Raw genomic sequence first — 23,692 nt, forward strand, 5'->3', positions numbered from 1 at the left:
TATTTCTGTCAATAAAAAGCTGTATTGAAGAATAAATTTACGCATAATATCGCCATTCAAATTAAGCTATTTATTCTTATGAAAAAAATTGTTTTACTTGCATGTATTACAGCACTCACGGCATGTTCAAAACCAACACCTGAACAAAACAATTCATCAACAAGTACAGAGCAAATCATTTCCCTACAACCATCTAAAAACACCTTGGATAGCACTCGCTTTATGCGTAGCGATGAAGCTGGACCTTTGTGCCCAGACAACTCATCACAATGTTATACCTATGCACAAGAGCAAATTCGCGCTAAATATCCTGATTTAATCCAAAAAATTGGCGATGGCATTAGTATTAAACTTTTTAATGGCACTATTAAAAAATATATGCCAAGTCGAGGCAAGGAAGATCACCCTGAATATTGCGAAGTCTGTGCCTATACAATCATCAATGAATATCCTGCGATTGATTCTTTGCTCTTACATACACAATATTATGAAGGAGCAGGTTATACCTTGCTAAATTTAAAAACTGGAACAGAAGCATATTTGTCAGGCATCCCGACATTTAGCCCAGACTACAAATATATGCTCAGTATTAACAGTGACTTAGAAGCAGGCTATACGGACAATGAACTGAATATTTATCAAATTGATGACAATCATAATGCACAACTCATTTTTGAAGCAGTAAAAACCATCCCTCAATTTCATGCAGAAAATAATATCGGCTTTTCTGCTGCAATATGGCTAGACAACACGAAATTTATTGCACAGTCAGACTATCTGCCAGATAGTGAAAACTATTCTAGTGAATATCCACATAAATTTTATCAATTCAGTTTAATGAATAGTGATGCAACACCACATTGGTCTGTCGAAACCTTATCTGAAGAAGCCTATCAGAAACTGAAAGATCAATAATTATTTTTCAGTTTTAACTTGGCAGCTGTTGAGCTGCCAAGCACTTCCCCTTCTTTATACAATCTGAAATGCCACATCTTAAACAGAACCACGTTGTAGAATCAGCATTCAAAATGGATCAAAACATCTCCATATAAAACTGTTCTTTTAAAATTTTTAAAATCAAATCAATGGCTTCATTCTTTTGATCCTTGCGATAACTTGCATACAAACCAATCATCGGTAAAGGCTCAACCGTATTTTTCACTACGATCTTATCGCCAAGTAAAGGAATCACATAGGCAGGCACTAAACTCCAACCAACCCCCATACCGACAAGATTGACATTTAAAAGAATATTGGTCGACTTCTGTACGACATTGACATTTAATTTCGACTGCTTAAAAAAATCCTGAATAATTTTATGCAGTTGAGGTGATGCATCTTCATCACTAATGACAAAATCCTGCTGATTAAATGACTTAATGCTGACATGCTTTTGCTGTGCAAAAGGCGAATCTTTAGGCATAATCAAAGTCAAAGGTTCTTGAAAAACTTGCATGCTTTCAAATTCTTCGTCATCACTTAGATAACGCGTGAAAGCAATATCAATCTCGCCTTTACGTAATGCCTTAAACTGATCCGAATCAGTCAAACTATGGAAATCAATTTTAATATCAGGAAAATGCGCGCGAATATTCGGCATGATATAAGGAAAAACCTTCATTTCAGCCACAGGCACAAAGCCGATATTCAATTGATCTTTATTAATTTTGGCAATCTGACGTGCATCAAAAATTGCCTTTTCTGCATGTTCCAAACTGAGCAAAGCTTCTTTTAAAAATGCTCGTCCTTCATCCGTTAACTCAACTTTACGATTAGAACGAATTAACAATTGTACACCAACCTCTTGCTCTAAGTCTTTGATTTGTTGACTCAAAGAAGGCTGAACAGTAAACATACGTTGTGCAGCTTTGGTGAAGTTTAATTCTTCTGCCACTGCCACAAAATAGCGTAAATGACGTAATTCCATAGGTTTAGCCTTCTATTTTGCCAAAGTTAGTTTTTGTGCAACGCTCACTCTATATAAAAGCATAGTCATCACCACAATGACTGCACAAAAAAGATATGTGAATTGATAACCTAAATAAGCAATGATCAAGCCCATGACCACTGAACCGACAGCCATACCAAAATCAAACAAAGTAAAAAAAGTTGAAATCGAATGTCCCATTCGCTCTTTAGGTACAGCCTGAATTGCAACTGTTTGAAAACACGGGAAAAGTGAACCATAGCCAATGCCAATAAATACCGCAGCCAACCATAAAATCCATTGTGAATGTACAAAGCTTACGATCACCAAACCAATTGCAAAAAATACAAAAGACGGATAAATCACAGCGCTTGCTCCTTTTCGGTCATAAATTTGACCAACCCAAGGACGCACAATAATCATTGCCAATGCAAAAATAATAAAAAATAAGCTGACATATTGCAGTAAGTTTTGCATTTCCGCATAAGCAGTAATAAAACTCATAATGCTTGAATAGGAAAATGCCACCAATAAAGCCACACAACCTATTGGCACAGCACGTTGCTCAATGATGTCGGAAAACTGCAAATGATGTTGATCTGTTGATTTTGCTATTTTTACAGTCGTATTCGATGTCAAAGGAGTTAAAGGAATAATTAAACAAAAAATAAAACCCACACAAATAATCGCAGTCAACACCTGAAAAACGCTCATAAAGTCAGCATATTGCAAAATTGTGAGCGCAAGAAATGGACCAAATACCACAGCCAAATTGGTCGACATGACATAATACCCCATGCCCTCACCTTTACGCTGTTCAGGAATAAACTCATTGGCAATCGGCACAGCAACAGTGGTAAGAACACTAAACCAAATGCCATGTATAAAACGCACTGCCAACAAAACCCACAGACTATCTGCAAATAAATAAGCAAAGGCACAAAGTACAAATAATAATTCTGAACCACGAAATGCCAGTTTTTTGCCTATTTTTTCGATGATTAAACCTGAAAATGGACGAATCGCAATGGATGATACCAAGAATAATGTCAGTGCTAAGCCTGCTTGCTGAACAGAGCCACCCAAAGACTTTAAAATATAAACAGGTAAAATGGTTAAAAATGCAAAATAATAGGTAAATAGGAATAAGTTATTAAAAATACATAAAATAAAATTTCTATTCCATAACTTTTCAGACTGCAATGCTGCTCTATCATTCATGCTTGCACCTGTATTTTTGTGATTTGAATCGGTGCTAAAACTAAAGTGACTAAGTCATGAATATAATCTGCATCAGGTATTTTATTAAAAAAAATAATTTGATAATGAATCGGGGCATACACACTATCGAGCATCAACTCAAACGGATAATTTTCACAAATTTCACCCCGTTGAATCGCCACTTGAATCAATTTTCGTGTGGCTTCTCGTCTAGGTAGTAAATACTGCTGAAAAAACTCACCCGCAGCTTCTCGATGTTCTGCCATGACGACTAACAAAGCACGCCCCACTTGATGATCTAAAGCTTTGGCTAATTTTAATAATTGTTGCTCTAAGTTATATTGCAAACTTTGCTCAACATCCATTTCAAAAACAGAAGCGGTATAGGCTTTAAACGCCTCAAAAACTAAGTCTGACTTATGTTTCCACCAACGATAAATCGTTGATTTGGCAACACCTGCACGTAAAGCGACATCTTCAATCGTGAGCTTACGATAATCATGTTGTTCTAAGGCTTGCACTACCGCATCTAAAATACACTGCTTACGGCGTGCGGTTTTTTCAATTTCCATCATCCCTGCACCAAACGATACGCTACGTTTCGTTTGATTTTAAGAAATCACGTTCGATTCTCTAAATAGATTTTTTCTTTCATATCATCACTAAAAACAATCAATCTATACTGCTTTTTTATTTTAATCCTAATTTCCATTGTTAAATATCAAAACCCATTCATAAAAAAACCTCCAAAATGGAGGTTTCTTCAATCAACTATGTGAGCTTTTCTTATAAATACTGCACGATGGATGATGATTTTCTTGCAAACGAGCAACTTTACGATGCTCTGCTGCTTCAAATCGACAACGCTTCCAATCATTATCTAAATTTAATGCAGGAATTTGTTTTGGCTTGCCATTTTCATCCACGGCAACCATTGTAAAATAACAACTGTTAGTATGACGCACTGAACGCTTTTGAATATTTTGTGCTTCTACACGGATGCCGATTTCCATAGAAGTACGACCTACGTGATTGACACTCGCTAAAAATGTCACCAATTCACCAACATGGATTGGCTCTTTAAAGTTCACTTTATCCACTGACAAAGTGACAACATAACTGCCCGAATAACGGCTCGCACATGCATAAGCGACTTGGTCAAGCAGCTTTAGAATCGTGCCCCCATGTACATTACCTGAAAAATTTGCCATGTCAGGGGTCATCAAAATAGACATCGTTAATTCAGATTGGTCTTCTGTTGCAGGGATCATTTGATCGAGTGGTGACATTATTTTCTTGACTCAGTGTTAAGACAGGAGATAGAGAACTATTATTATATATCTTTTCAACCAAAAAAAATGTTTAATTCGGCAATTGACCATTATCTGACATTATACTGTTTGGTTGAATCATTTATAAAATATATAGTTCATACCTATTCATCTTGTGCTTGTTGAACAAGACGTAACATTCGATCGAAATATTATCGTAACTTACACGTGGCTCGCTCATGCTACAAAGTTGTATTTCATAAGATTGATCCAAGTTATTTTTGTGACAACAAAAATCACTTCGGGCTGCGTTGCTAATTTTACTTTTTGACCTACTTCAATTTTCGTCATTTTAACTTCATAATCCTAATCATGTATATTTTATTAAATATTGAATTGATTAGAATTATAAATATTTTACAAAAAATAGTAAATTTAAATAAATGATTTTAAAACTATAATACAGTTAAATTTCATTATTAAGCTAAAAATTAACTCATACTATAGTTAAAAATGATCAATTAATTATGCACACTAAACTCAGAAATCTGTCCATTTTGCACTGCTTTCTTTTTGATATTTAATACCGTTTTAATATCATTAAGTCGCTCACTTGTAGCATCTCGTCCTACTTGCATGGTGTATTCACGAGTTTTCACATCAAAAATATGCGCTTTTTCACGCAAATCAGGCTGTATCACAATATCCGCATTTTTCAGCTCTTCAGCCGCCAAATGACTTTGCATAATATTAATATTTTGATTAAACAAGCCCCACATATTGGTTGTTTCTGTATATAAAGGTTGCGCTAAAATATTGACTGCAATGACAATATCTGCACCAAGATCTCGTGCAACATCTACAGGAACTGGACTGACTAAACCGCCATCAACATATTCAAGCCCATTAATCTCTGTTGGAATAAACATACTTGGAATAGACACTGAAGCACGGACAGCTTGTCCTGTATTCCCATAATTAAATACAACCTTTTGACCATTTTTCAATTCGGTTGCCACCACATACATTGGGATTTTCATCTGTTCAAGTGGCTGTTGTCCTACTTGGGTATTGATATAATCTTCTACTTTTTGACCATCAAAAAAACCTTTCATCCCGATCTTAAACTCACGGACATCTTTCACTTTTAAATTTAAGGCTATTTCACGTAATTCTTCTGCTGACTTACCACTGGCATATAACGAACCCACGATACTGCCTGCACTTGTACCGACAATAAAATCAGGTTTAATCCCTTGTTGTTCTAATATTTCGATCACACCAATATGTGCATAACCTCGTGCACCACCACTCCCTAAAACTAATGCAATGACAGGCTTTTTTTGGGAATCTTTAAATTTATAGAAACTTTTATCAAGTTGCGAACGTGCTACAGGCATCTCATGCGCTGCTGTCAAATGTGACATTTGTGGCGTGCTTTGGCATGCCGTCAACATAAAACAACACATCAAAATCCATAAGGTAATTTTTTGCATAAAATATGATTCCCACTTTTGCACATATCAGAGCACAAACGTACAAAAAAAACTGTTAAATTTTTTTTGTCATATTTAAACAGTATAATCGGAAAGCAGCATGATCAAATATTGAAAAGATGAATGGTACAGTAAAAGATATTTTACGATCAGCTACATTTAAGTATTAAAATAATGATTTGTATAGAAAAAATAAAATATCACTGATGTAAGTCAAAGAGAAGCCGAGATGAAAGGCTTCTCTTTTTATGCTTAATTAAACAAAAAATTTCAAAATTAATTGAATCACTGTCGCATTAATTAAATCTACAAAGAACGCACCACATAAAGGCACAATCAAAAATGCTTTATGCGATGGACCATACATATTGGTAATGGCTTGCATATTTGCGACTGCGGTTGGTGTTGCCCCCATACCAAAGCCACAATGTCCTGCTGCCAATACAGCTGCATCATAGTTTTTACCCATGACACGGAAAGTCACAAACGCAGCGTAGAGTGCCATTGTCAAAGTTTGTGCTGTTAAGATGACAACCAATGGACCAGCCAAATCTGCCAATTGCCAAAGTTTTAATGATAACAATGCCATCGCAAGATATAGAGATAATGCAGCATTACCAAAAACATCAATTGCACGGTCAAACATATTGATACGTAAGACACTTTCTAAAACATTACGTAAAATAACACCACCACCTAATGCCCAAACAAAGGTTGGCAATTCAAACCAATGCCCTTTACTAAAGCCTGTCATAAACTCAGCAAAAGCCAAACATGCTGCAAATAGCCCCAGTGTTGTAATCGCATTATCCGCGGTGATTAAACGAACTTGTTGAGGATATTCGAAAGGCACATATTCACCAAGTTCAGTTTCCCCTTTCACTTGATTATCTGTACTTTGAATTTCTTGATGTGTTTTTGGACTAGAAAGTTGGTATCTATTAATCAATAACTTCGCAAGTGGTCCACCGATGATCCCACCAATGATCAAACCAAAAGTCGCACTCGCCATACCAAGAGCCAATGCACCTTCAATACCATGCTCAGTTTCTAAGATTCCCCCCCAAGCACCTGCTGTACCATGACCACCTGTTAATGTGATCGAACCTGCGATTAAACCAATCAACGGATCTAAACCTAAAGCAGATGCCAAGCCCATCCCAACTGCATCTTGCACCACAATAAATGATGCAACACAGACAAGGAATACCACTAGACCAATTCCGCCTTCTTTCAGCTTTGCAAAGTTTGCACTTAAACCAATAGATGCAAAGAAAACAAGCATAAAACTGGTTTGTAATTCACTACTTGTGGTAATACTATAACCGAACATATTATGTACGATTAGAGAAATAACAGCCGCAACCAAGCCCCCTGCAACAGGTTCTGGAATATTGTATTTACGTAAAAATTCAATTTTTCGAACGAGAAAACGCCCTAACAACAGCACAATAACGGCTGCAATAAGCGTATAAAAAGCATTAAAAGTAAATTCCATCATTATTTCCATTTAATTGAGGTGATACTTTTTGTTCTACAGTCTTAAATCGAGTAAAACTGCACAACGAAAAGAAAGACAGAACAGTCAATGTTCCGAATTAAATTGAATCAACCCATGAGAATCTGTATTTTTGATGGATAGAAATACGATACAACATCGTAAATATATTTGAGAAATCATCATTGTTCCTTCTATCATTGATAAAATGGATAGTTTCATCAAAAAACATCAGAATTACAGCCTATCCCAAAGGATCACATCGTGAATAAACTGAGCCAACAACATTAAAATTGAGAGAATGCTGCCTATATTACAATCGCTTTTAAAACATTGTTTTTAGCAATTCTAAAAAGATCGAACATTATGCTTAATTTCATAAAAATATCAGCTTTTTTTACAAATTTATGGCGTATTTCACCTTGTTATTAGACTAAAGTTATAGGTTAGATTTATTTTGATCATTTTTATAACAAAAATAAAGTATAAATTTTTAGCAATATGTAAATAAAAACAGGAACTCATCACGTTCCTGTTTTGTTGATCTAATCACACATAGTTAATTAGAAATCATATTTCGCCATCACACCTAAACGGCTATCACGACCTTTTTCACCGCCAACAGTTTCACGCTCACCATAGACATATTCTGTACCAAAAGTAATCGGTTTCACTGGGCTATACATTACGTTTAACCAACCTTGTTGTAACTTTTCATTCGCATCTTTGCCTAAAGTGCTGTCATCATAAAATGCTGCACCATAACCAATCGTACTACGTAGTTTAGGTGTGATTTTATAAGTTGCACCTACAGTCACTGCATCAATATCTGTTAAATCGATATCTTTGTTGTTATCTTCAACTTTATATGGGTTGTCTGTATATAATAAGAAGAAGTTATCACCTTTTACATGTGAATAATCACCGAATACCGTCAGCTGTTCTGCAAGATTCAGTTTCGCACCTAAACCAACGCCCCAACCAAACTCAGTCGCATCATCTGCTGCACGTCCACGTACTTCTTGAATCAAAGCACGACCTGTAAGTAATGCAGTGTCACCGACTTTATGGCTGATTTTTGCAGTTGCAGCAGGTAAGCGGTTTTCATCACGCCCTTTTTCAAGACCAACGAAATACTGAGTATTTGCATCTAGTTTATCGCTATAACGTACCATTGGTGTACGTTTAGTTCCGATCCCGAGTGGTGAGTTAAAATCCATCATTTCTGGTTGGGTATCAGTTGATAAGAATGATGATGTCGTTTGACCAATTAACCAATTATTATAGTTTAAATATGCATGACGAATACGAACCGTATCACTTGAGCCACGGAAATCAATTTCGATTTTACCGCCAACATCCGCACCTTGTACGGGTGCTTTAAAGTCTAAGCCAATACGTGAAGTTGCTGCTGTACTATAAAATTTATCTTCGTTTGCATCACCTTTTAAGTCCACACGGTTAATATCGTTAAAAATACCATTTGGACCACCTTTAAATTGATATTCCGCATCCGCACGAATAAAACCATAAAGATTTACATCAGCACCAGTTTTTGATTTTAACGATGCTAAAGGTGACTGTGGTGCAGCAGGCTGTGCTGCAACTTCTTGTAATCTGACTTGTTGCTGCTGTTGTACTTGTTGTTGCTGTTGTACTAATGATTTCAAAGCTTCAACTTCTTGACGAAGTTGTTTAATTTCCTCTTGATCAGATGTTGCTGCGTTGGCTGTTGTAACCATCAATGCGGTTACAGTTAGGGCTAAGCTCTTCAAAACAAATGTTTTACTGCTGAGGAATCGACTCATGAAAAAACTCCTAGTCTTAATTGTGTGCTGCATCCGTACAAAATTGGCTGAATCACCCCTCTAAAATGTTGATACAACCAATGTTTCTGTTTGTTGTGTGTAGTAATATGATTTACTACCCCCTCTAAACCTGCACTTCTGCTTTTTTGTTAAATTATGAAAGCGTTGAAACTTAGGTTAAAACATAAAAGTAACATTATGTGTAAAAGAATAACACATCTGTAATCTATCTTAACTTAATGGCTTTATTAAAATCAGTTTTACCGAATAACAATGTATTTTCAATTCTTATTTTAGATTAACTTTTCAATTTTTGTTATATATTCTTACATTTATGATTTAAAATGAAGAATAGCAATTTTATCACTAAGACTAATGTCTATCACTTTTCCGACACAATTAACAAAAAATAATGGATATTTTATGAATGTTTGTCACAATTTGTTAGATTTACCCATGCCATCCAATGATTTGTAAAGTTTAAAATCAAATATGCCAAAATGAAAATAATACTCAAATTGGCACTTTATAATCAGATGAAATGGGCTTGTATTACGGCATTTCTCATTGCAATTCTTTTTTAACCAGCCAAATCGCCACACCACCTGCCACAGTAAAACCAAGCATTAAAATCCCCATATTTAGGACATGATTGAAGACTAAGAAATTCAGTAAAATCCCCCCGATCAAACCACAGGCAAATTGAGTACTTCCCATAATCGCACTGGCTGTTCCCGCACGCTCACCTTGTTTTGACATTGCCAATGCCATTGCATTTGGACCTGTAAAACCAATACCTGAAACAGTTAAAAATAAACCCACCATCACGATCCAAAGTGGCACATCAACCAAAAGACCTGAAATCACAATCACAACTGAACCAAAGATTTGATTCAATCCACCTAGCTGTAAACGCTGCACGACAGAAAATTTATTTGCTAATTTTTTATTTAAAAATGACACAAACATGATACCCAAAGCATTAAAACCAAATGCATAGGCAAACTGCTGTTCATTCAAATGATATTGATCCATCAAAACCGCAGATGCTGAGCCAATATAAGCAAAAAGTGCTGCACCCGTTAAACAACCTGCAAGCATAGGCAAATAAAAACTACGGTCTTTAAAAATTGTGGCATACAGTTGTAGTACTTGCCCCGCATTCAATTTTAAACGGCGCTCTTCAGGTAATGTTTCTTCAAAGAAAAAATGTACACACGCCAAACAAAAGAAACCGATCAGCATCAAAACAATAAAAACATAATGCCATTCAAAAAAGTATAAAATCCATGCACCAAATGTCGGTGCAAGTACAGGTGCAATCCCCATCACGATCATCATACTGGCAAAAGCTTGTGCTGAACCTTGTATATCAAGTTTATCTCGAATCGCTGCACGTGCCATCACTACGCCTACACAACCTCCAAGCGCTTGCAACACACGTGCTGCAATCAATGACCATTGATCATTGGCTAAAACACAGAGCAAACTTGCACAGGCAAACAGTGTCATTCCAAAATACAACGGTTTTTTGCGCCCGATACGATCACTGATTGGTCCATAAATCAACTGTCCTACAGCCAAACCAAAGAAATATGCAGGCAATGAATTCGCCACTTGTTGTGTAGATACATTAAAGTCTTGTGCCATTTGTGGCAAAGCAGGTAAATACATGTCGATTGACAACGGTCCAAGCGATGTAAAAAGTGCCAGCAGTAAAATCCAGCCCGTCGAATATTGCGGTTTGACCTGTTGTTGAGACATAGAAAGTATGAATTTAATCGGAGGAAATGCAGACAAGTGTAACGCTTGCATTGTATTATTTCTATTGCTGATTAATTGAAATTTCACATGTTATCTTTTGATTATTTTCAGGCTCGCCCCATACAGACTTTATAAGGAATAGGTTTGAATACTTGGCTGAATCGGCTTAAAAAAGCAACATATAATACCAGTGTCATGTATAACATCCGCATGATTATTGCTTTTGCAGGGACGGCTTTTGTACCGTATTTTTTAGATCAACAGCTCATGACGATTCCTTTAACTTTAGGTGTCGTTGCTGCAGGTTTGAGCGATATTGATGATCGCTTTTCTGTTCGTATCATGAATTTGATCTATACCTATATTGGCTTTTTTGTCACCGCAGCATCTGTCACGTTATTATTTCCCTACCCAATCTTTTTTGCATTTGGGTTAATTATTTCTTGTATTTGTTGGATTTTACTGGGTTCATTGGGGCGGCGTTATGCCACGATTTCGTATGGCTGCTTGGTCATCTCTGTGTACTCAATGCTCGGTGTACATTTATTTGACACATGGTATATGCAACCCAGTTTATTGGTCATTGGCGCTGCATGGTATGGACTGATTTCAACCATTAGTTTTTTACTATTTCCTGTGCGCCAAGTACAAGATAAACTTTCACAATGCTACTCGTCTTTAGGTGATTTTCTATTTGCCAAATCCAATCTGTTTGATGTCGATATGACTGCTGACAGTTATCAAGATAGTATGATTAACTTATCTATGGAAAATGGTAAATTAATCGGCATTTTCAACGATATGAAAACTGCCCTCCTCACCCGCTTAAAAGGTGACCGAGGACAACGAGATACACGCCGTAGTTTACAATACTATTTTGTAGCACAAGATATTCATGAACGAGCAGATTCGGCACATATTGATTATCAAAAATTAGCGAAAATATTTGAACACAGTGATATTCTATTTCGCTTCCAACGAATTTTATCCCTGCAAGGTAAAGCTTGTAAGGACTTAAGTGATAGCATTCTAAATCGCAATACCTATCAGCATAATGTGCGTTTTAGCCACGCATTTAAGAATTTAAGACAATCACTTGATCGACTACGCTCAGAACAAAATTATGATCAGATTTGGATCAACGCCTTATTTTCCTTATATCAAAATTTAAAATCTATTGATGCACAGCTACAGAATGTTGAAACTGAACGACATATCAAATATGACCAAAGCAAGCAAATCGAAAACCAACTGAAAGATGATGATTTAAAAGGTTGGGATGATATTTTCAGTCGTATTAAACAACATTTAACCCCTGAATCTGTCTTGTTCCGCCATGCGATTCGGGTGTCTATAGTGCTATTTATTGGCTATGTTTTTGTGCAAATTACCCAAATTGAATATGGTTATTGGGTCTTACTTACTGCACTTTTTGTCAGCCAACCGAATTTTAACGCCACCAAACGCCGTTTGCGCTTGCGAATTATTGGTACTTTGGCAGGAATTATCGTTGGCTATATCATTTTGCTTTATGTACAAACACTTGAAGGTCAATTGATCATATTGATCCTTAGTGGAGTATTATTTTTTGATCTACGCAGTAAACAATATGCTCAAGCCACTGCTTTTATTACCATTTTAGCATTAATTAATTTCAATCTAGATGGTTTAGGTTTTGAGGCAGCATTGCCCCGCCTTATTGATACTGTAATTGGTTGTGCTTTTGCGTGGTTTGGTGTGACTTTTATTTTCCCCGATTGGAAATTCCGTCACTTACCACGCACCATCAACCGTTCTTTAGAGTCTCAATGTCAATATTTAGCTGATGTTGTGAATCAATATCATCATGGTCGCAATAATGCACTGAATTATCGTATTGTCCGCCGAGCTGCGCATAATACGGATGCCGATGTTGCCTCGCTTATTTCCACGTTAGCCACTGAGCCTGATTTTGATCCAACGCAAAAAACTTTGGCTTTCGAATTTTTATGTTTAAATCATACTTTTTTAAGTTATATCGCAGCACTCGGTGCACACCGTGAAAAAATTGATGATATTGAGATTTTAAATTTATTAGATCAGGCACTTGATGATATCAAAGGTGCACTATTAAGGGATGAAATGCCTGATTTGACAGCACATAATATGTTGCAAACCATTCGTTTGCGTTTAAATCAGTCAGATCAGGACTCAGCAAAAGCCTTGATCATTTTACAGCAGTTATCATTAATGTTTAGCATTTTGAAACAACTCAGTACCTTGAAGCAAAGTTTAAGCCATGAGCGTGATGATCAATCCACTGAACTTGCTTCGCTCTAATGCTATAGAGACTCCTGTTTTTTGTTCAAAATGATGTGGCTGTAACTAATGCCAGTCAGTTAAGGATTTTTGAATCCTCCCCTTGCGGAACATGTTCCTCACCTTTTTCCAAAGGAGGGGGCTTTTCATTACTAAAAATCATTTTAGTTACAAGAAGTTCCCCTCTTTTTCCTTGCACCATATATGGTTCAGGGTTAGGGGAGATTTTAGGAATTTTTCAAATAATTTTGCTTAACTGATCAGCATTAGTCGCTGTAACCCACAATTTTACGCTTCATATTTAATCTTAATGTTATTGATGATTTAAATGTATTGCTAGGTCACAACAATGTGCACCTTGGCAATCTAACAAGGATTTTGGTCATAAAAAAGACGCTTTTTTATAGCGTCTTGTAAAAACTTACATTGCGAAACTCTTTGGCTTCATCCAAATCAGGCCAGGTTGTGGCACTGCGCTCATCCAGCTTTTGATAATGCGGATGACTGAAGTTTTTCACCCGACTGTCTGCTACCCACACTTCAGGGGCAAATTTTAAAAACTCATCCAAGAAAAAGCGATTACATTGATCATATAAAACATCTGCGGCCAATAATACATCGACTTGTTCTGCTTTATACAGATCATCCAAATATTCAAGTTCAACATCATTAAGCAAGGCATTTTCACGACATGCATCCAAACTGACTTGGTCAATATCACAGCAAATCACACGTTTTGCACCTGCTATTTTCGCTGCAATGGCAACTACACCTGAGCCTGCGCCAAAGTCCAACACCACTTTGTCTTTGACATGATGAGGTTCAGCCAATAGCCATTGTGCCATTGCCAAACCTGATGCCCAACAGAAAATCCAATACGGCGTATCATTCCAGATACGGCGAATGACTTCGTCATCCAAGCGATCCGTTGGAAATACAGGGGGAATCAGCCATAGTGAAATTGGCGTTTCAGGCAATTGTTGTGCCATCAGCTCACACTGAGGGATTACTTCATGCAAGGCATCGAGTAAGTGTTGGGGGGATTTTTGAAGTTGAAATGTACAGCTCATAGTAAGCCTTAAAGAAATTTTATTTGAACTTATAAATGTATTTGATACGCAACCACGTCATCTGCTGCTGTTTGAGGTAACCCTAAATTTATTTCAAACTGTTTCTGCGACATTTCAGATTTAAAACCAGAATATGACGAGTTCAGCAGATGACAAATGGTTTTGGTTACTTTTCCCGAAAGAAAAGTAACATTCGAGCTTCTTACATTAAAAGTCGTAACAGTAAGACTCCGTCGTGACTTTTTTAGAAAATTAACTCAGTTCTTTTTCAGCAGCTTCTACAGTCTGACGAATCAAAGTCGTAATCGTCATCGGACCTACACCACCTGGAACAGGTGTATATGCAGAAGCAATATCTTCAATACCAACCAATTGGATATCACCCACACCACCGCCATCACGAGGATGGAAACCAGCATCTACAACTACTGCGCCTTGTTTAATCCAATCTTTTTGGATCAATTCAGCCTTACCTACTGCACCCACAATAATATCCGCTTGCTTCACAAAGCTCGCCAAATCTTGAGTACGGCTGTGGCAAATCGTTACTGTTGCATTGGCTTCAAGCAACATTGCCGCCATGGGTTTACCCAAAATCGCAGAACGACCCACAACCACCGCATGCTTGCCTGCAATTTCAATGTTGTGTTCTTTTAGAATGGTCATGATCCCTGCAGGTGTTGCAGAACCGTATGCAGCCTCACCCATCGCCATACGGCCAAAACCAAGGCAAGTTACACCGTCTACATCTTTCGCAAGTGAAATCGCATCAAAACAAGCACGTTCATCAATTTGTGCAGGCACTGGATGCTGTAACAGAATACCGTGCACATCAGGATTGGCATTTAATTTTTCAATTTCAGCCAACAACTGCTCAGTTGTCGTTTCTGTTGGCAATTCAACTTTTAAAGAATCCATACCCACACGACGACATGCATTGCCTTTCATACGTACATAAGTCGCAGATGCGCCATCATCACCGACCAAAATCGTTGCAAGAATTGGGGTACGACCTGTTTTTGCTTTTAACGCTTCTACGCGTACCAACAAGTCAGCTTCAATTTGTTTTGCCAACGCACGACCATCTAAAACTAATGCCACGGTGCATCTCCAAGGTAGATATGAATCAATTTCGCACATAATACATGATTATTTTGACTATTTTATTCTATATGCCGAAATTATGTGCATCCACATTGACATAAGTATTGTTTTTTTTTTAAAGATTGCTAATATGTGCATCACCAAGAGATGGTGGGATGGCAGAATGGCGATGCAGCGGACTGCAACTCCGTAAATGCCGGTTCGATTCCGGCTCCTACCTCCAATCTTGTTAAGCCCGAGTGGTGAAATCGGTAGACACAGGGGATTTAAAATCCCCCGCCCACAAAGCGTGCCAGTTCGAGTCTGGCCTCGGGCACCATTTTACAAAACTAAGATGGTGTAGCAAAAATTCCAGCATTATGCTGGTTTTTTTATGTCTGAAATTTAATTACATGAAGAATAATATTATTGCTATTTCACTTGTGTTTTCATCGACACTATTCTCTGCTTGCCAACAGAACAATATAGCCACTGAATCAGTCCAAACATCATTAAAAGCAACAAATAAAAATACTTTTGATGTAAAGAAAGATTTTCCTCATTTAAAACCTGAAGACAATCTCATCCCTGTACTCCCTAAACAGCAATGGAATTTAATTTTTTTCGATAGCATTGATCGTGGTTTTACTTTAAATATTAATACTGATCAATCTCGGATCACCATGTCTCTAAACTGTTCACACTCCAATGAACACCCTTTCTTTCTACTCGAAGACCGTGATGGCGTTGATGTTTTGACTTCAAAAAGCGATGGTTTTGGAGAGGCTGAATTTATATTAGATCAACATAGCTTTATGAATCCGTTTCAAGATACAAACTCAACTCAATTTGAAAAATTTAAAACGGCTTTTTATCAAGCAAAATCATTCACTGTGAAAATATGGCTAAGTGATGAATTATCTACTCAGCAAAATGCAAAGCCTGTATTGTCAAATGAATTTCACTTTAATAACCGTTACGCAGAGTTGCTCAAAACACCCTCGCCCGCATGCTCCGCTCAAAATTAAACAGACAAACACAGCATTGTAGTCTTGATCAGAATTCTGATTAGCACGTACAATGCTGTAATTTTTAAATTTTGTGATTTGATAAGAGCTTGCAATCAATAGATTGTAATTCTCCATGACGAATATGAGCACACCCCAACAAGTTTCTATTTATTTACAGCAATTACAGAAAAAATATCCGCAAGCATTTAAGCGCAACTATTTATTTTATAGTCAAATTAAAACTAAAGGGGTTTTGGACGAATTACGTGAATTTATTCCTTGGGTACTTGCTGCGATGATTTTTGTCAGCATTGATTTTGTGCTAGGTCATTATATAGAGGCAAATTTTCAACAATTTGATGCCACACAAGCCAAAGGCATTGCAATATTAATTATTATGTTGTTTTTTATGCTGATCGTGCCAATCATTATTAAACAAATTAAGCATAGCTCTACACATTTATATCTGCAATTTAAAAATATTCCACTTAAACTGGCAGTGATTATTATTTTACAAACCCTCAATATTGCCTTTATTCAAAGTATGTTTTTACAAGGTGTATTGTTCTTTTTTGCTTTGAGCTTCGGCTTTGTCAAATTTTATAAAGAAAATATGTTTAGGGAAAACACCAGCAATGTCGATTATTATCAATTACAACAAGTGCGCCGTGCCTGTTTTTGGTCGTATAAGCAAGCTTTAAAGGCGAAATCCAAACTCAAATATTTAAGTAAAAATTCTGCCAAAGCACAGCAAACACAAACCCAACTTGCACAATATTTAGAGCTTCACTTACAACTTTTAAAATATGAAAATGACATGTCCAAGTCATATAAATTTATCGACTTGGACGAATATATGGATAGTTTGATGTGATGTAGAAAAGTCTATAAACGTTTCATCACATCATCTAAATCACTTTCTGATTTTGATAATTGATCTAAACTTTTCAATGTTTGGGCTCTATTTCTACTTAAGTCTGAAATTAATCCAAAAGCCTCAATAAATCTATTTAATTCTTTTTTAGCATCAACATAACCTTGCTTGCGAAGTAAAGTTACACTTTCTTCTGAAAAATCTAATAAGTTCTTAAAATTTAAACCCAATTGCTGATCAGGTCGTATCTCAAGAATATTTACATCAGGAAAATCATGACGGTGCCATAATGCACCATGATCTAAATGCACAACAATAATATGTGTACATCCTGCATCAACTAATGGCGTAATAGGCGTATTCCCCTGTGCTTTTAATGCTCCACCTAATCCACCATCCACAAACCGATTACCTTGTGCATCTTGCTCTGGCTGAAAAATTAAAGGTAAAGCTGCTGATGCTAAAATAAATTTTTTCTGATCCTCAGGGCTTAAATTTTGTATTTTATAAAACTCAGAATATTGATTATCTATCCCTAAAAACTCTGCTTTTACAAAATCCTTAATGGAACTTAAAGATTCAAAGAAATTAGCTAAAGCAGCTTCCCTGTCTTTAATTTTATAAGTCGAAATATAAAATGGAATTGCAGATTTCAATTTTTCTAAATTCAGAAATTCTTGCATCATTTCAGTGAGTGGCTCATGCTTACAAAAACCCTCAACCGATTTAACTTCTAGGCGATTAAATAAAACACCTAATAAAGCGGGCACCCAACCTATAGGTGTTGCCAATCTTAAACCTGAAGCAAGAAGTAAACTAATATAAGCTCCAGCATCTAATTTTTTATTAAACCCTATATGCTCTTTTAAATTTTCAAAACCTTTCATTTGGATCGGTTTTATTTGAGGTAATTTATCCCAAAGCTGATCTAGATGAGAAATGCCTTGATCAAAATTATCTGCTGATAATAGTACTGCACCATTTAAAGCACCAATACTTGCCCCCGCTAACATATCGATTTCTAAACCAAGTTCTTGTATGGCTTTCAACACACCAACATGATATGCACCTTTTGCTCCACCACCTGATAACACGATTCCCAATTTAGCCATGTGAACGCACCTTAAAAAACTCATTAATCATACTATCGGCAACAGTTGCAATATCCGCAATATGGAAAGGCAAGTGCTTAATCTCAGGCTTAACTAATTCTTGTTCATCTAATGTTTCCCATTGAGTCGCTAAAAAAGCATTTGGTGCAATGGATGGTTTAACCAAACTCCAATCCCCCATATATTCAATTAACTCAATATCATCAGATTTTTTCTTATCGCTGCACAACCATTGTTCACGTGGAATAATTTGATTTTCCTTTGATATAGAAAACTCTTTCTTTAATTGAATAATTAACTTATTTCTCAATAATTTAAAATATTCATCTTTGTTTGGAAAATTTGTGACTTTAGAGAAATTTCCCCAATACAAATTATCCAAAGCAATATAAGATTTTGAAATAATTGAATAATGATTAAAGTCACCTGCCTCCCATGATGAAAAAACCAAATCTAGTTGTGTTTTAGCTGCATCAGATGACTTGAGAACTTGAACATCCTGAATTAAATCTTGTGTATGTAAACTCAGTAAATTTACTTGCTCACGAATATCAATCACTACATCTGTAACTTTTGCCAAATGTTGTTGTGTTTTACTCAATGAACTCGAAATTTGTGAGATTGCAACTGAATGCTCATTCACATTCTGCGATAAAGTTTTTAACCACCCCTCACAAGCTTGCAAGCCCGAGATGACATGATCATTTAAGTGTGCTTGTCTTAAATGTGCTTTACCTGAAACAGCATCCATAAAACGGTTTCTATGAGATGATCTCTTCTTAATCACTTTTTGCAAATCTTGCGATACACTGATGCCATTTACAAAATCTACTATCAACTTTTCATTTAAAAATTGAAATTCATCTGATTTTTTTTCAGTGAGCAATTGTTCAAAACTTTGTTTCATACAACATCTCCGAGAACTTCAGGTAAATATTTATTAATTGTTTGAGTTTCGATTTGAATCGATTTATTTGTCGTTTCAATATCATTCATTAGATCTTTACGCACTTTCTTTTGTTCATAAGGCAGTTGCTCTGCGTCATAAGCTATTTGCAACTCATTTACCAATTCCTCAATCTGTAAAGTAATTGCTTCTAGGTCAGTTTTTGTTTGATTATTAAATAAAACAAGACTTTTTTCTAATTCAAATTTCATTGGATTCGCTATAGATTGAAGAAAATTCTTTTCTATTTCACTAATAATCGTACCAAGTTTAATCTCTAAATATTTAATTTCTTTCATTTCATACCCCCAGTCTTTATTACCAGTCTTGTCACCAAACCAACGTCTCAATCCTGCAAAAATCTTTGTGGACTCAACACGCCTAGATGTATGTGATTCTTTAGAGTTTTCAGACAGATTTAACTGGATAGTTGATTGAATACTTTTAAAATCAAATTTTAATGGGACAAGCTGAATCTCTATACCAGCCTGACCAAATTCTTGACTAATTTTAGAAATATTTGCAATAACAACTGTATTAACTTCTTCGACTACCTCATTAAATTCCTGAAAAATATCCTGAAAAATACCAGTTAATGAGCTTTCATATTCACAAGCCAATCCCTTAATTTTCTTATCTAAATAATCGCTCAAATCACGCATTTTATCTGCTTCTAATTTAATGACATCATATCTAAATGCATTGTTTAAAGAATCTAATTCTGCTTTTAATGTACTCTTATCCTCTGCATATTTATCATTGATTTTTACTAATTTAACTATTTTTTCAAAACCACTTTTACCTATCTTCTCTTCTATTGCAGTTTGTTTATTAGCCTTGAATTCATCCACCGCATTTATTATATATGTAACTAGAGTTGGACGACTCAGCTCTTCAAAATCTTTAAATTTCTTTGAAATCTCATCTTGCGACTTTTTTACTACATTATCAACCTCGGTTAAAGATTTAGCTGCATATTCCTTTAATTGCTTTTTATCATTTTCTAATTTCACTAACGACTCTTTGATTTTTTTTAGCTCTGCCTCTGTCATTTGATATTCTTTATTAAAATGACCATGTACACTAAAATAATTTGTGACACTAGTAAAAATACTATCCACATCACGCAAAGCTGACTGCATCGCAATTTTAGGTGCATTTTTATAACTTTCTTGAATAATATTTATCAAAGGTAATTCAATATTGCTCTTTTCCGCTACTTTTCGACTGAACTCTAAAACCTTATTTGCATCAAAGGTTTCCCATACAAGCTCTGCCATTTCACCAAAAGCTTTTTTTGCAAAATCTTGCACCCACTCTAGCTCATCAAAACTTGGTTTACCTTGATTTAACTCAATATAATTTTGAATACGTGTTGCTAAAAAAGCATCTTGTGCTGAGATACAATAAATATTTTCAGCATGAATTTTGCCTTTTAACAAATCATTCGCCACAATATTTTTAGTTGTCGCTTGATCATCACCATTCGCATTTTTCTGATCAAACTTATTGACCAAAGCAAAAAGTCGATCTTTTTCAATTTTAGGTAACTTCTCTAATTCTTCTCGAATATCTGCATCTGCTTGTGATTTAAGCTGAGTATAATCCATCACCACCATAACAGCAGAACTGCGTTTCAGTTGCTGAGCAAAAATTTCTTTTAATTCAGGTAAATTTGCTTCATTCGGTCCTGGAGTATCAAGTAAAACCAAATTACCCAAATGTTCTTCTTGTTGCGCTAACTCTGTAAACTCGACTTCGATTCGAGGCAAGGCATTGATTTCTTTATAAGCTGAGAATGGGAAACCATATTCAGGATAATCTTCTACAATAATTCGTGATAAACGCACCAAATCATTTAAATGTGCTAAAAAGCTAAAAATAGCTTCTTCACCTTTATAACCTTCTTTAAATTTATAGCCAGCTTGAATATTTTGAATTAACTCTAAAATTTCCTGATAGCTCGAAACACGATCATCTTCAGCATATTGCACTAAATTTAATACTTTTAATTTTGCAATATATTCATTAATAGAACTGACATCACAACTTAGAATAGGCTCTTTTTGTCCTTTTACATGTGCAATCAATGTTGGCAACGATGTCATTGGACGATTACGATTTGGTAATATTTCACGCCCAACGATTGCATTGATCGTTGTAGATTTTCCTGCTTTCATTGTACCAACAACAGCCAACACCACTTCAAATTTTTCTAATTTAATGTATTCACCTTGTAATACACTTTTCATTTCAGGCACAGACTTACTATCAAGAACTAATGGCTTTGTAACATCATATTCAGGAACTAAATGGTTTTTTTCTAACTCCCCCAAAAGTTGTTGTTGATTAAAAAGTACTTTTTGAAGTTGTTGTTTCAAACCATTCAATAAAGCGATATTGGTTTCCATGATCATTCCTCAATATAAATTAAATAACACAATAATTTTTTATACATTTAAGTTTCTAAAATTTAAAACTTGTAATTTTTCAAAAACTACAACCCCAAATACTTTTTCAAACCAACCTCTATTTCACTTTGCATTTGCTGTGGATTCACCACTTTGACATGTGGAATCCAATAACGAATCAAAGGCATAATTTGATTTTGATGGCTAATTTGACTTGAAATAAGCAAACCTCCATCCTTTAACTCTTTGACAATCTGTTGTTCAGGAAACAATGCACGTTGCTTAAAATGCATTGCAACATCAGCATGTACAGATAGCACTACTTCAGATTTTTCTTGTCCAAACCAGATACTATTCTCATTTTCAAGTTGCGCTAAAACGTCAGGATCAGGTTTAAATGACAACAACTCATGATGATCATAATTTTGTGTCATACGACTGAGACGATAAGTACGTAACTGATGCTTACGAACAGCCGCCAAATACCAACTTCCATGATGATGAATCAGGCGATAAGGCTGCACGACACGAGGTTCATGATTGTAATTAAATGCAATATGTTTATATTCCTGAATTGCTTTACTTATAGAGTCAAACAAAGATTTAAACTGCACAGCATCTTCAAAAAAATTGCCTTTTGCTGAATATACAGGAGCATTTTGTTGATCAAGCAATTCTTTTAAAAATGATGGATTTAAACTTGGATATAAGTCAGCCACACCAGAAACATCAGCAAATCTTTTTAAATCTTTAATATTCAGCTTTCCCAAGCTCTTTACAGATAAATGAATCTTTTTAGTTTCTTTATCCTTTTCTAAGACCAATCCAGTCGCTCTAAATCTGTCGAAATCTCTTAAAATCGTACGTTGACTCGTTTTAAATTCTTCTGCCAATGTCGCAATATCTAAGGCATCCCCGGCATTCAGTTTAATTAAAATTTGAACCAAACGATCTGCTAAACGTTCGTGTCCTTTTATTTCTTCTGTACGACTTTTCATACTTTCACTATGGTCAATGCACAACTATTTTCAGGTGCTATATTTACTTTAATTTGTGACAAGTGGTGTCATTTTTCAAAATATTTCTATATAAATCCAAAAATATTTTTATAACAAAATCACTATATATAAAAACATTCTATAAATGAGGAAATCGTTAATCAAGCGAAAATATTTTTATTTTTTAAATGCTTTTGACACAAGCTGTCATTTTCTTTATCCAAAATAAAAATACGTTCCAATGTAACTAAAAGTATTTTGAGTAAAGGTATAAAAATGAAAGGTACAATTTTAGACTTCTCCATCCAAACCAATAGCGGAATTATTTCAGGTGAGGATCAGCAACGATATACATTTATTGGAAGTGAATGGAAAGAACAAATATCACCGCAACGAGGCTTAAAAGTAGATTTTGATATCAATGAAAAACATCAAGCGATTGCTGTTTATAAAGACCTATTAACAACGCATTCTACAACACCAATCAACACTGAAACCAAAACTGAAGATCAATATCAATTTATGGATTGGTTTATAAAATGTCTGAAAAATTATGCTAATTTTAATGGTCGAGCACGTCGTAAAGAATATTGGTTTTTCCGTTTAGCTGTGTTCTTATTAACTTTGGCAATGATGATTATTGATACCGTTTTAGAAACAGAAGTTATTTTTACAGGTTTATTTACAATAGCTATGTTATTGCCTGACCTTGCAGTGAGTGTACGGCGTTTACATGATACTGAGCGCTCTGGATGGTGGTTTCTTATTGCCTTAATCCCGATTATTGGCTTTATTTTACTGATGATTTGGTTTGCAAGCGAAGGAAAAAATCAACCTAATCTCTATGGAGAAGCGGCTAAATAATTCTTTACTCTAAGTGCCATTTTAAAATTTTGGTGGTGTAT

General features: G+C 35.5%; 19 protein-coding genes and 2 tRNA genes. 7 read left to right on the forward strand and 14 right to left on the reverse strand.

Features of this window, described 5'->3' with window-relative positions:
- Window positions 1-78: 78 nt before the first annotated feature.
- Window positions 79-915, forward strand: a complete 837-nt coding sequence (locus AVJ19_RS03100) for a hypothetical protein (RefSeq protein WP_111858348.1) — start codon at window positions 79-81, stop codon at window positions 913-915.
- 118 nt (window positions 916-1,033) lie between these two features.
- Here the strand turns inward: AVJ19_RS03100 and hcaR are convergent, their stop codons facing one another.
- From hcaR to AVJ19_RS03140, 8 genes are all read right to left on the reverse strand, one after another.
- The gene (gene hcaR, locus AVJ19_RS03105; RefSeq protein ID WP_111858349.1) at window positions 1,034-1,927 is read right to left on the reverse strand and encodes a DNA-binding transcriptional regulator HcaR; all 894 of its coding nucleotides are present in this window, start codon (window positions 1,925-1,927) and stop codon (window positions 1,034-1,036) included.
- A gap of 12 nt (window positions 1,928-1,939) precedes the next feature.
- Window positions 1,940-3,148 (reverse strand): MFS transporter, encoded by a 1,209-nt coding sequence (locus AVJ19_RS03110; protein ID WP_111858350.1) that lies wholly within the window; start codon window positions 3,146-3,148, stop codon window positions 1,940-1,942.
- Window positions 3,145-3,723 (reverse strand): TetR/AcrR family transcriptional regulator, encoded by a 579-nt coding sequence (locus AVJ19_RS03115; protein ID WP_111858351.1) that lies wholly within the window; start codon window positions 3,721-3,723, stop codon window positions 3,145-3,147. The genes AVJ19_RS03110 and AVJ19_RS03115 overlap by 4 nt, the downstream gene beginning before the upstream one ends.
- Window positions 3,724-3,915: 192 nt before the next feature.
- Window positions 3,916-4,437: an acyl-CoA thioesterase gene (locus AVJ19_RS03120; protein WP_111858352.1), complete on the reverse strand. Its 522-nt coding sequence runs from the start codon at window positions 4,435-4,437 to the stop codon at window positions 3,916-3,918.
- Between the two features lie 503 nt (window positions 4,438-4,940).
- Complete coding sequence (locus AVJ19_RS03125) at window positions 4,941-5,915, reverse strand: patatin-like phospholipase family protein (RefSeq protein WP_111858353.1); 975 nt, start codon at window positions 5,913-5,915, stop codon at window positions 4,941-4,943.
- Window positions 5,916-6,171: 256 nt separating this feature from the next.
- On the reverse strand, window positions 6,172-7,413 hold the full coding sequence (gene gltS / locus AVJ19_RS03130; RefSeq protein WP_111858354.1) for a sodium/glutamate symporter: 1,242 nt from the start codon (window positions 7,411-7,413) through the stop codon (window positions 6,172-6,174).
- Window positions 7,414-7,976: 563 nt separating this feature from the next.
- Complete coding sequence (locus tag AVJ19_RS03135; RefSeq protein ID WP_111858355.1) at window positions 7,977-9,221, reverse strand: DcaP family trimeric outer membrane transporter; 1,245 nt, start codon at window positions 9,219-9,221, stop codon at window positions 7,977-7,979.
- A 564-nt stretch (window positions 9,222-9,785) separates the two neighbouring features.
- A complete protein-coding gene (locus tag AVJ19_RS03140; protein WP_111858371.1) occupies window positions 9,786-10,985 on the reverse strand; it encodes a multidrug effflux MFS transporter in 1,200 nt (399 codons plus the stop codon).
- A gap of 144 nt (window positions 10,986-11,129) precedes the next feature.
- On the opposite strand from AVJ19_RS03140, the gene yccS reads away from it, so the two are divergent.
- Window positions 11,130-13,304, forward strand: a complete 2,175-nt coding sequence (gene yccS / locus AVJ19_RS03145; RefSeq protein WP_111858356.1) for a YccS family putative transporter — start codon at window positions 11,130-11,132, stop codon at window positions 13,302-13,304.
- A gap of 380 nt (window positions 13,305-13,684) precedes the next feature.
- Here yccS and AVJ19_RS03150 read toward each other — a convergent pair whose 3' ends face one another.
- The gene (locus AVJ19_RS03150; protein ID WP_111858357.1) at window positions 13,685-14,353 is read right to left on the reverse strand and encodes a class I SAM-dependent methyltransferase; all 669 of its coding nucleotides are present in this window, start codon (window positions 14,351-14,353) and stop codon (window positions 13,685-13,687) included.
- A 252-nt stretch (window positions 14,354-14,605) separates the two neighbouring features.
- Window positions 14,606-15,454: a bifunctional methylenetetrahydrofolate dehydrogenase/methenyltetrahydrofolate cyclohydrolase FolD gene (gene folD / locus AVJ19_RS03155; RefSeq protein ID WP_111858358.1), complete on the reverse strand. Its 849-nt coding sequence runs from the start codon at window positions 15,452-15,454 to the stop codon at window positions 14,606-14,608.
- Window positions 15,455-15,606: 152 nt separating this feature from the next.
- On the opposite strand from folD, the gene AVJ19_RS03160 reads away from it, so the two are divergent.
- From AVJ19_RS03160 to AVJ19_RS03175, 4 genes are all read left to right on the forward strand, one after another.
- Window positions 15,607-15,680, forward strand: a tRNA-Cys gene (locus AVJ19_RS03160).
- Between the two features lie 10 nt (window positions 15,681-15,690).
- A tRNA-Leu gene (locus AVJ19_RS03165) sits at window positions 15,691-15,776 on the forward strand.
- Between the two features lie 73 nt (window positions 15,777-15,849).
- Window positions 15,850-16,464, forward strand: coding sequence for a hypothetical protein (locus tag AVJ19_RS03170; RefSeq protein WP_111858359.1), 615 nt, complete (start codon window positions 15,850-15,852; stop codon window positions 16,462-16,464).
- A 124-nt stretch (window positions 16,465-16,588) separates the two neighbouring features.
- Window positions 16,589-17,320 (forward strand): hypothetical protein, encoded by a 732-nt coding sequence (locus tag AVJ19_RS03175; protein ID WP_111858360.1) that lies wholly within the window; start codon window positions 16,589-16,591, stop codon window positions 17,318-17,320.
- An 11-nt stretch (window positions 17,321-17,331) separates the two neighbouring features.
- Here AVJ19_RS03175 and AVJ19_RS03180 read toward each other — a convergent pair whose 3' ends face one another.
- The 4 genes from AVJ19_RS03180 to AVJ19_RS03195 all read right to left on the reverse strand — a co-directional run bounded on the left by AVJ19_RS03180 (window position 17,332) and on the right by AVJ19_RS03195 (window position 22,787).
- Entirely contained in the window at window positions 17,332-18,432 is a 1,101-nt protein-coding gene (locus AVJ19_RS03180; RefSeq protein ID WP_162626525.1) for a patatin-like phospholipase family protein, read from the reverse strand.
- Window positions 18,425-19,339, reverse strand: coding sequence for a diguanylate cyclase regulator RdcB family protein (locus tag AVJ19_RS03185; RefSeq protein ID WP_111858362.1), 915 nt, complete (start codon window positions 19,337-19,339; stop codon window positions 18,425-18,427). Before AVJ19_RS03185 ends, AVJ19_RS03180 begins: the two co-directional genes overlap by 8 nt.
- Entirely contained in the window at window positions 19,336-21,789 is a 2,454-nt protein-coding gene (locus tag AVJ19_RS03190; RefSeq protein ID WP_162626526.1) for a dynamin family protein, read from the reverse strand. The genes AVJ19_RS03185 and AVJ19_RS03190 overlap by 4 nt, the downstream gene beginning before the upstream one ends.
- 86 nt (window positions 21,790-21,875) lie before the next feature.
- On the reverse strand, window positions 21,876-22,787 hold the full coding sequence (locus AVJ19_RS03195; RefSeq protein WP_111858364.1) for a helix-turn-helix transcriptional regulator: 912 nt from the start codon (window positions 22,785-22,787) through the stop codon (window positions 21,876-21,878).
- Between the two features lie 276 nt (window positions 22,788-23,063).
- Between AVJ19_RS03195 and AVJ19_RS03200 the strand changes: the two genes are divergently transcribed.
- Window positions 23,064-23,651, forward strand: a complete 588-nt coding sequence (locus tag AVJ19_RS03200) for a DUF805 domain-containing protein (protein WP_111858365.1) — start codon at window positions 23,064-23,066, stop codon at window positions 23,649-23,651.
- Window positions 23,652-23,692: the final 41 nt, after the last annotated feature.

It is taken from the genome of Acinetobacter sp. CFCC 10889 (assembly GCF_003268395.1).
Classification (GTDB): domain Bacteria; phylum Pseudomonadota; class Gammaproteobacteria; order Pseudomonadales; family Moraxellaceae; genus Acinetobacter.

Excerpts from the sequence above, each read along its gene's own strand:
- AVJ19_RS03180 (WP_162626525.1), bottom strand. The coding sequence starts at position 18,432 with ATGGCTAAATTGGGAATCGTGTTATCAGGTGGTGGAGCAAAAGGTGCA.
- AVJ19_RS03170 (WP_111858359.1), top strand. The coding sequence starts at position 15,850 with ATGAAGAATAATATTATTGCTATTTCACTTGTGTTTTCATCGACACTA.
- AVJ19_RS03200 (WP_111858365.1), top strand. The coding sequence starts at position 23,064 with ATGAAAGGTACAATTTTAGACTTCTCCATCCAAACCAATAGCGGAATT.
- AVJ19_RS03190 (WP_162626526.1), bottom strand. The coding sequence starts at position 21,789 with ATGGAAACCAATATCGCTTTATTGAATGGTTTGAAACAACAACTTCAA.
- AVJ19_RS03185 (WP_111858362.1), bottom strand. The coding sequence starts at position 19,339 with ATGAAACAAAGTTTTGAACAATTGCTCACTGAAAAAAAATCAGATGAA.
- AVJ19_RS03140 (WP_111858371.1), bottom strand. The coding sequence starts at position 10,985 with ATGTCTCAACAACAGGTCAAACCGCAATATTCGACGGGCTGGATTTTA.
- AVJ19_RS03195 (WP_111858364.1), bottom strand. The coding sequence starts at position 22,787 with ATGAAAAGTCGTACAGAAGAAATAAAAGGACACGAACGTTTAGCAGAT.
- AVJ19_RS03175 (WP_111858360.1), top strand. The coding sequence starts at position 16,589 with ATGAGCACACCCCAACAAGTTTCTATTTATTTACAGCAATTACAGAAA.
- AVJ19_RS03115 (WP_111858351.1), bottom strand. The coding sequence starts at position 3,723 with ATGATGGAAATTGAAAAAACCGCACGCCGTAAGCAGTGTATTTTAGAT.
- AVJ19_RS03110 (WP_111858350.1), bottom strand. The coding sequence starts at position 3,148 with ATGAATGATAGAGCAGCATTGCAGTCTGAAAAGTTATGGAATAGAAAT.
- AVJ19_RS03125 (WP_111858353.1), bottom strand. The coding sequence starts at position 5,915 with ATGCAAAAAATTACCTTATGGATTTTGATGTGTTGTTTTATGTTGACG.
- gltS (WP_111858354.1), bottom strand. The coding sequence starts at position 7,413 with ATGGAATTTACTTTTAATGCTTTTTATACGCTTATTGCAGCCGTTATT.
- hcaR (WP_111858349.1), bottom strand. The coding sequence starts at position 1,927 with ATGGAATTACGTCATTTACGCTATTTTGTGGCAGTGGCAGAAGAATTA.
- AVJ19_RS03120 (WP_111858352.1), bottom strand. The coding sequence starts at position 4,437 with ATGTCACCACTCGATCAAATGATCCCTGCAACAGAAGACCAATCTGAA.
- AVJ19_RS03100 (WP_111858348.1), top strand. The coding sequence starts at position 79 with ATGAAAAAAATTGTTTTACTTGCATGTATTACAGCACTCACGGCATGT.
- AVJ19_RS03150 (WP_111858357.1), bottom strand. The coding sequence starts at position 14,353 with ATGAGCTGTACATTTCAACTTCAAAAATCCCCCCAACACTTACTCGAT.
- AVJ19_RS03135 (WP_111858355.1), bottom strand. The coding sequence starts at position 9,221 with ATGAGTCGATTCCTCAGCAGTAAAACATTTGTTTTGAAGAGCTTAGCC.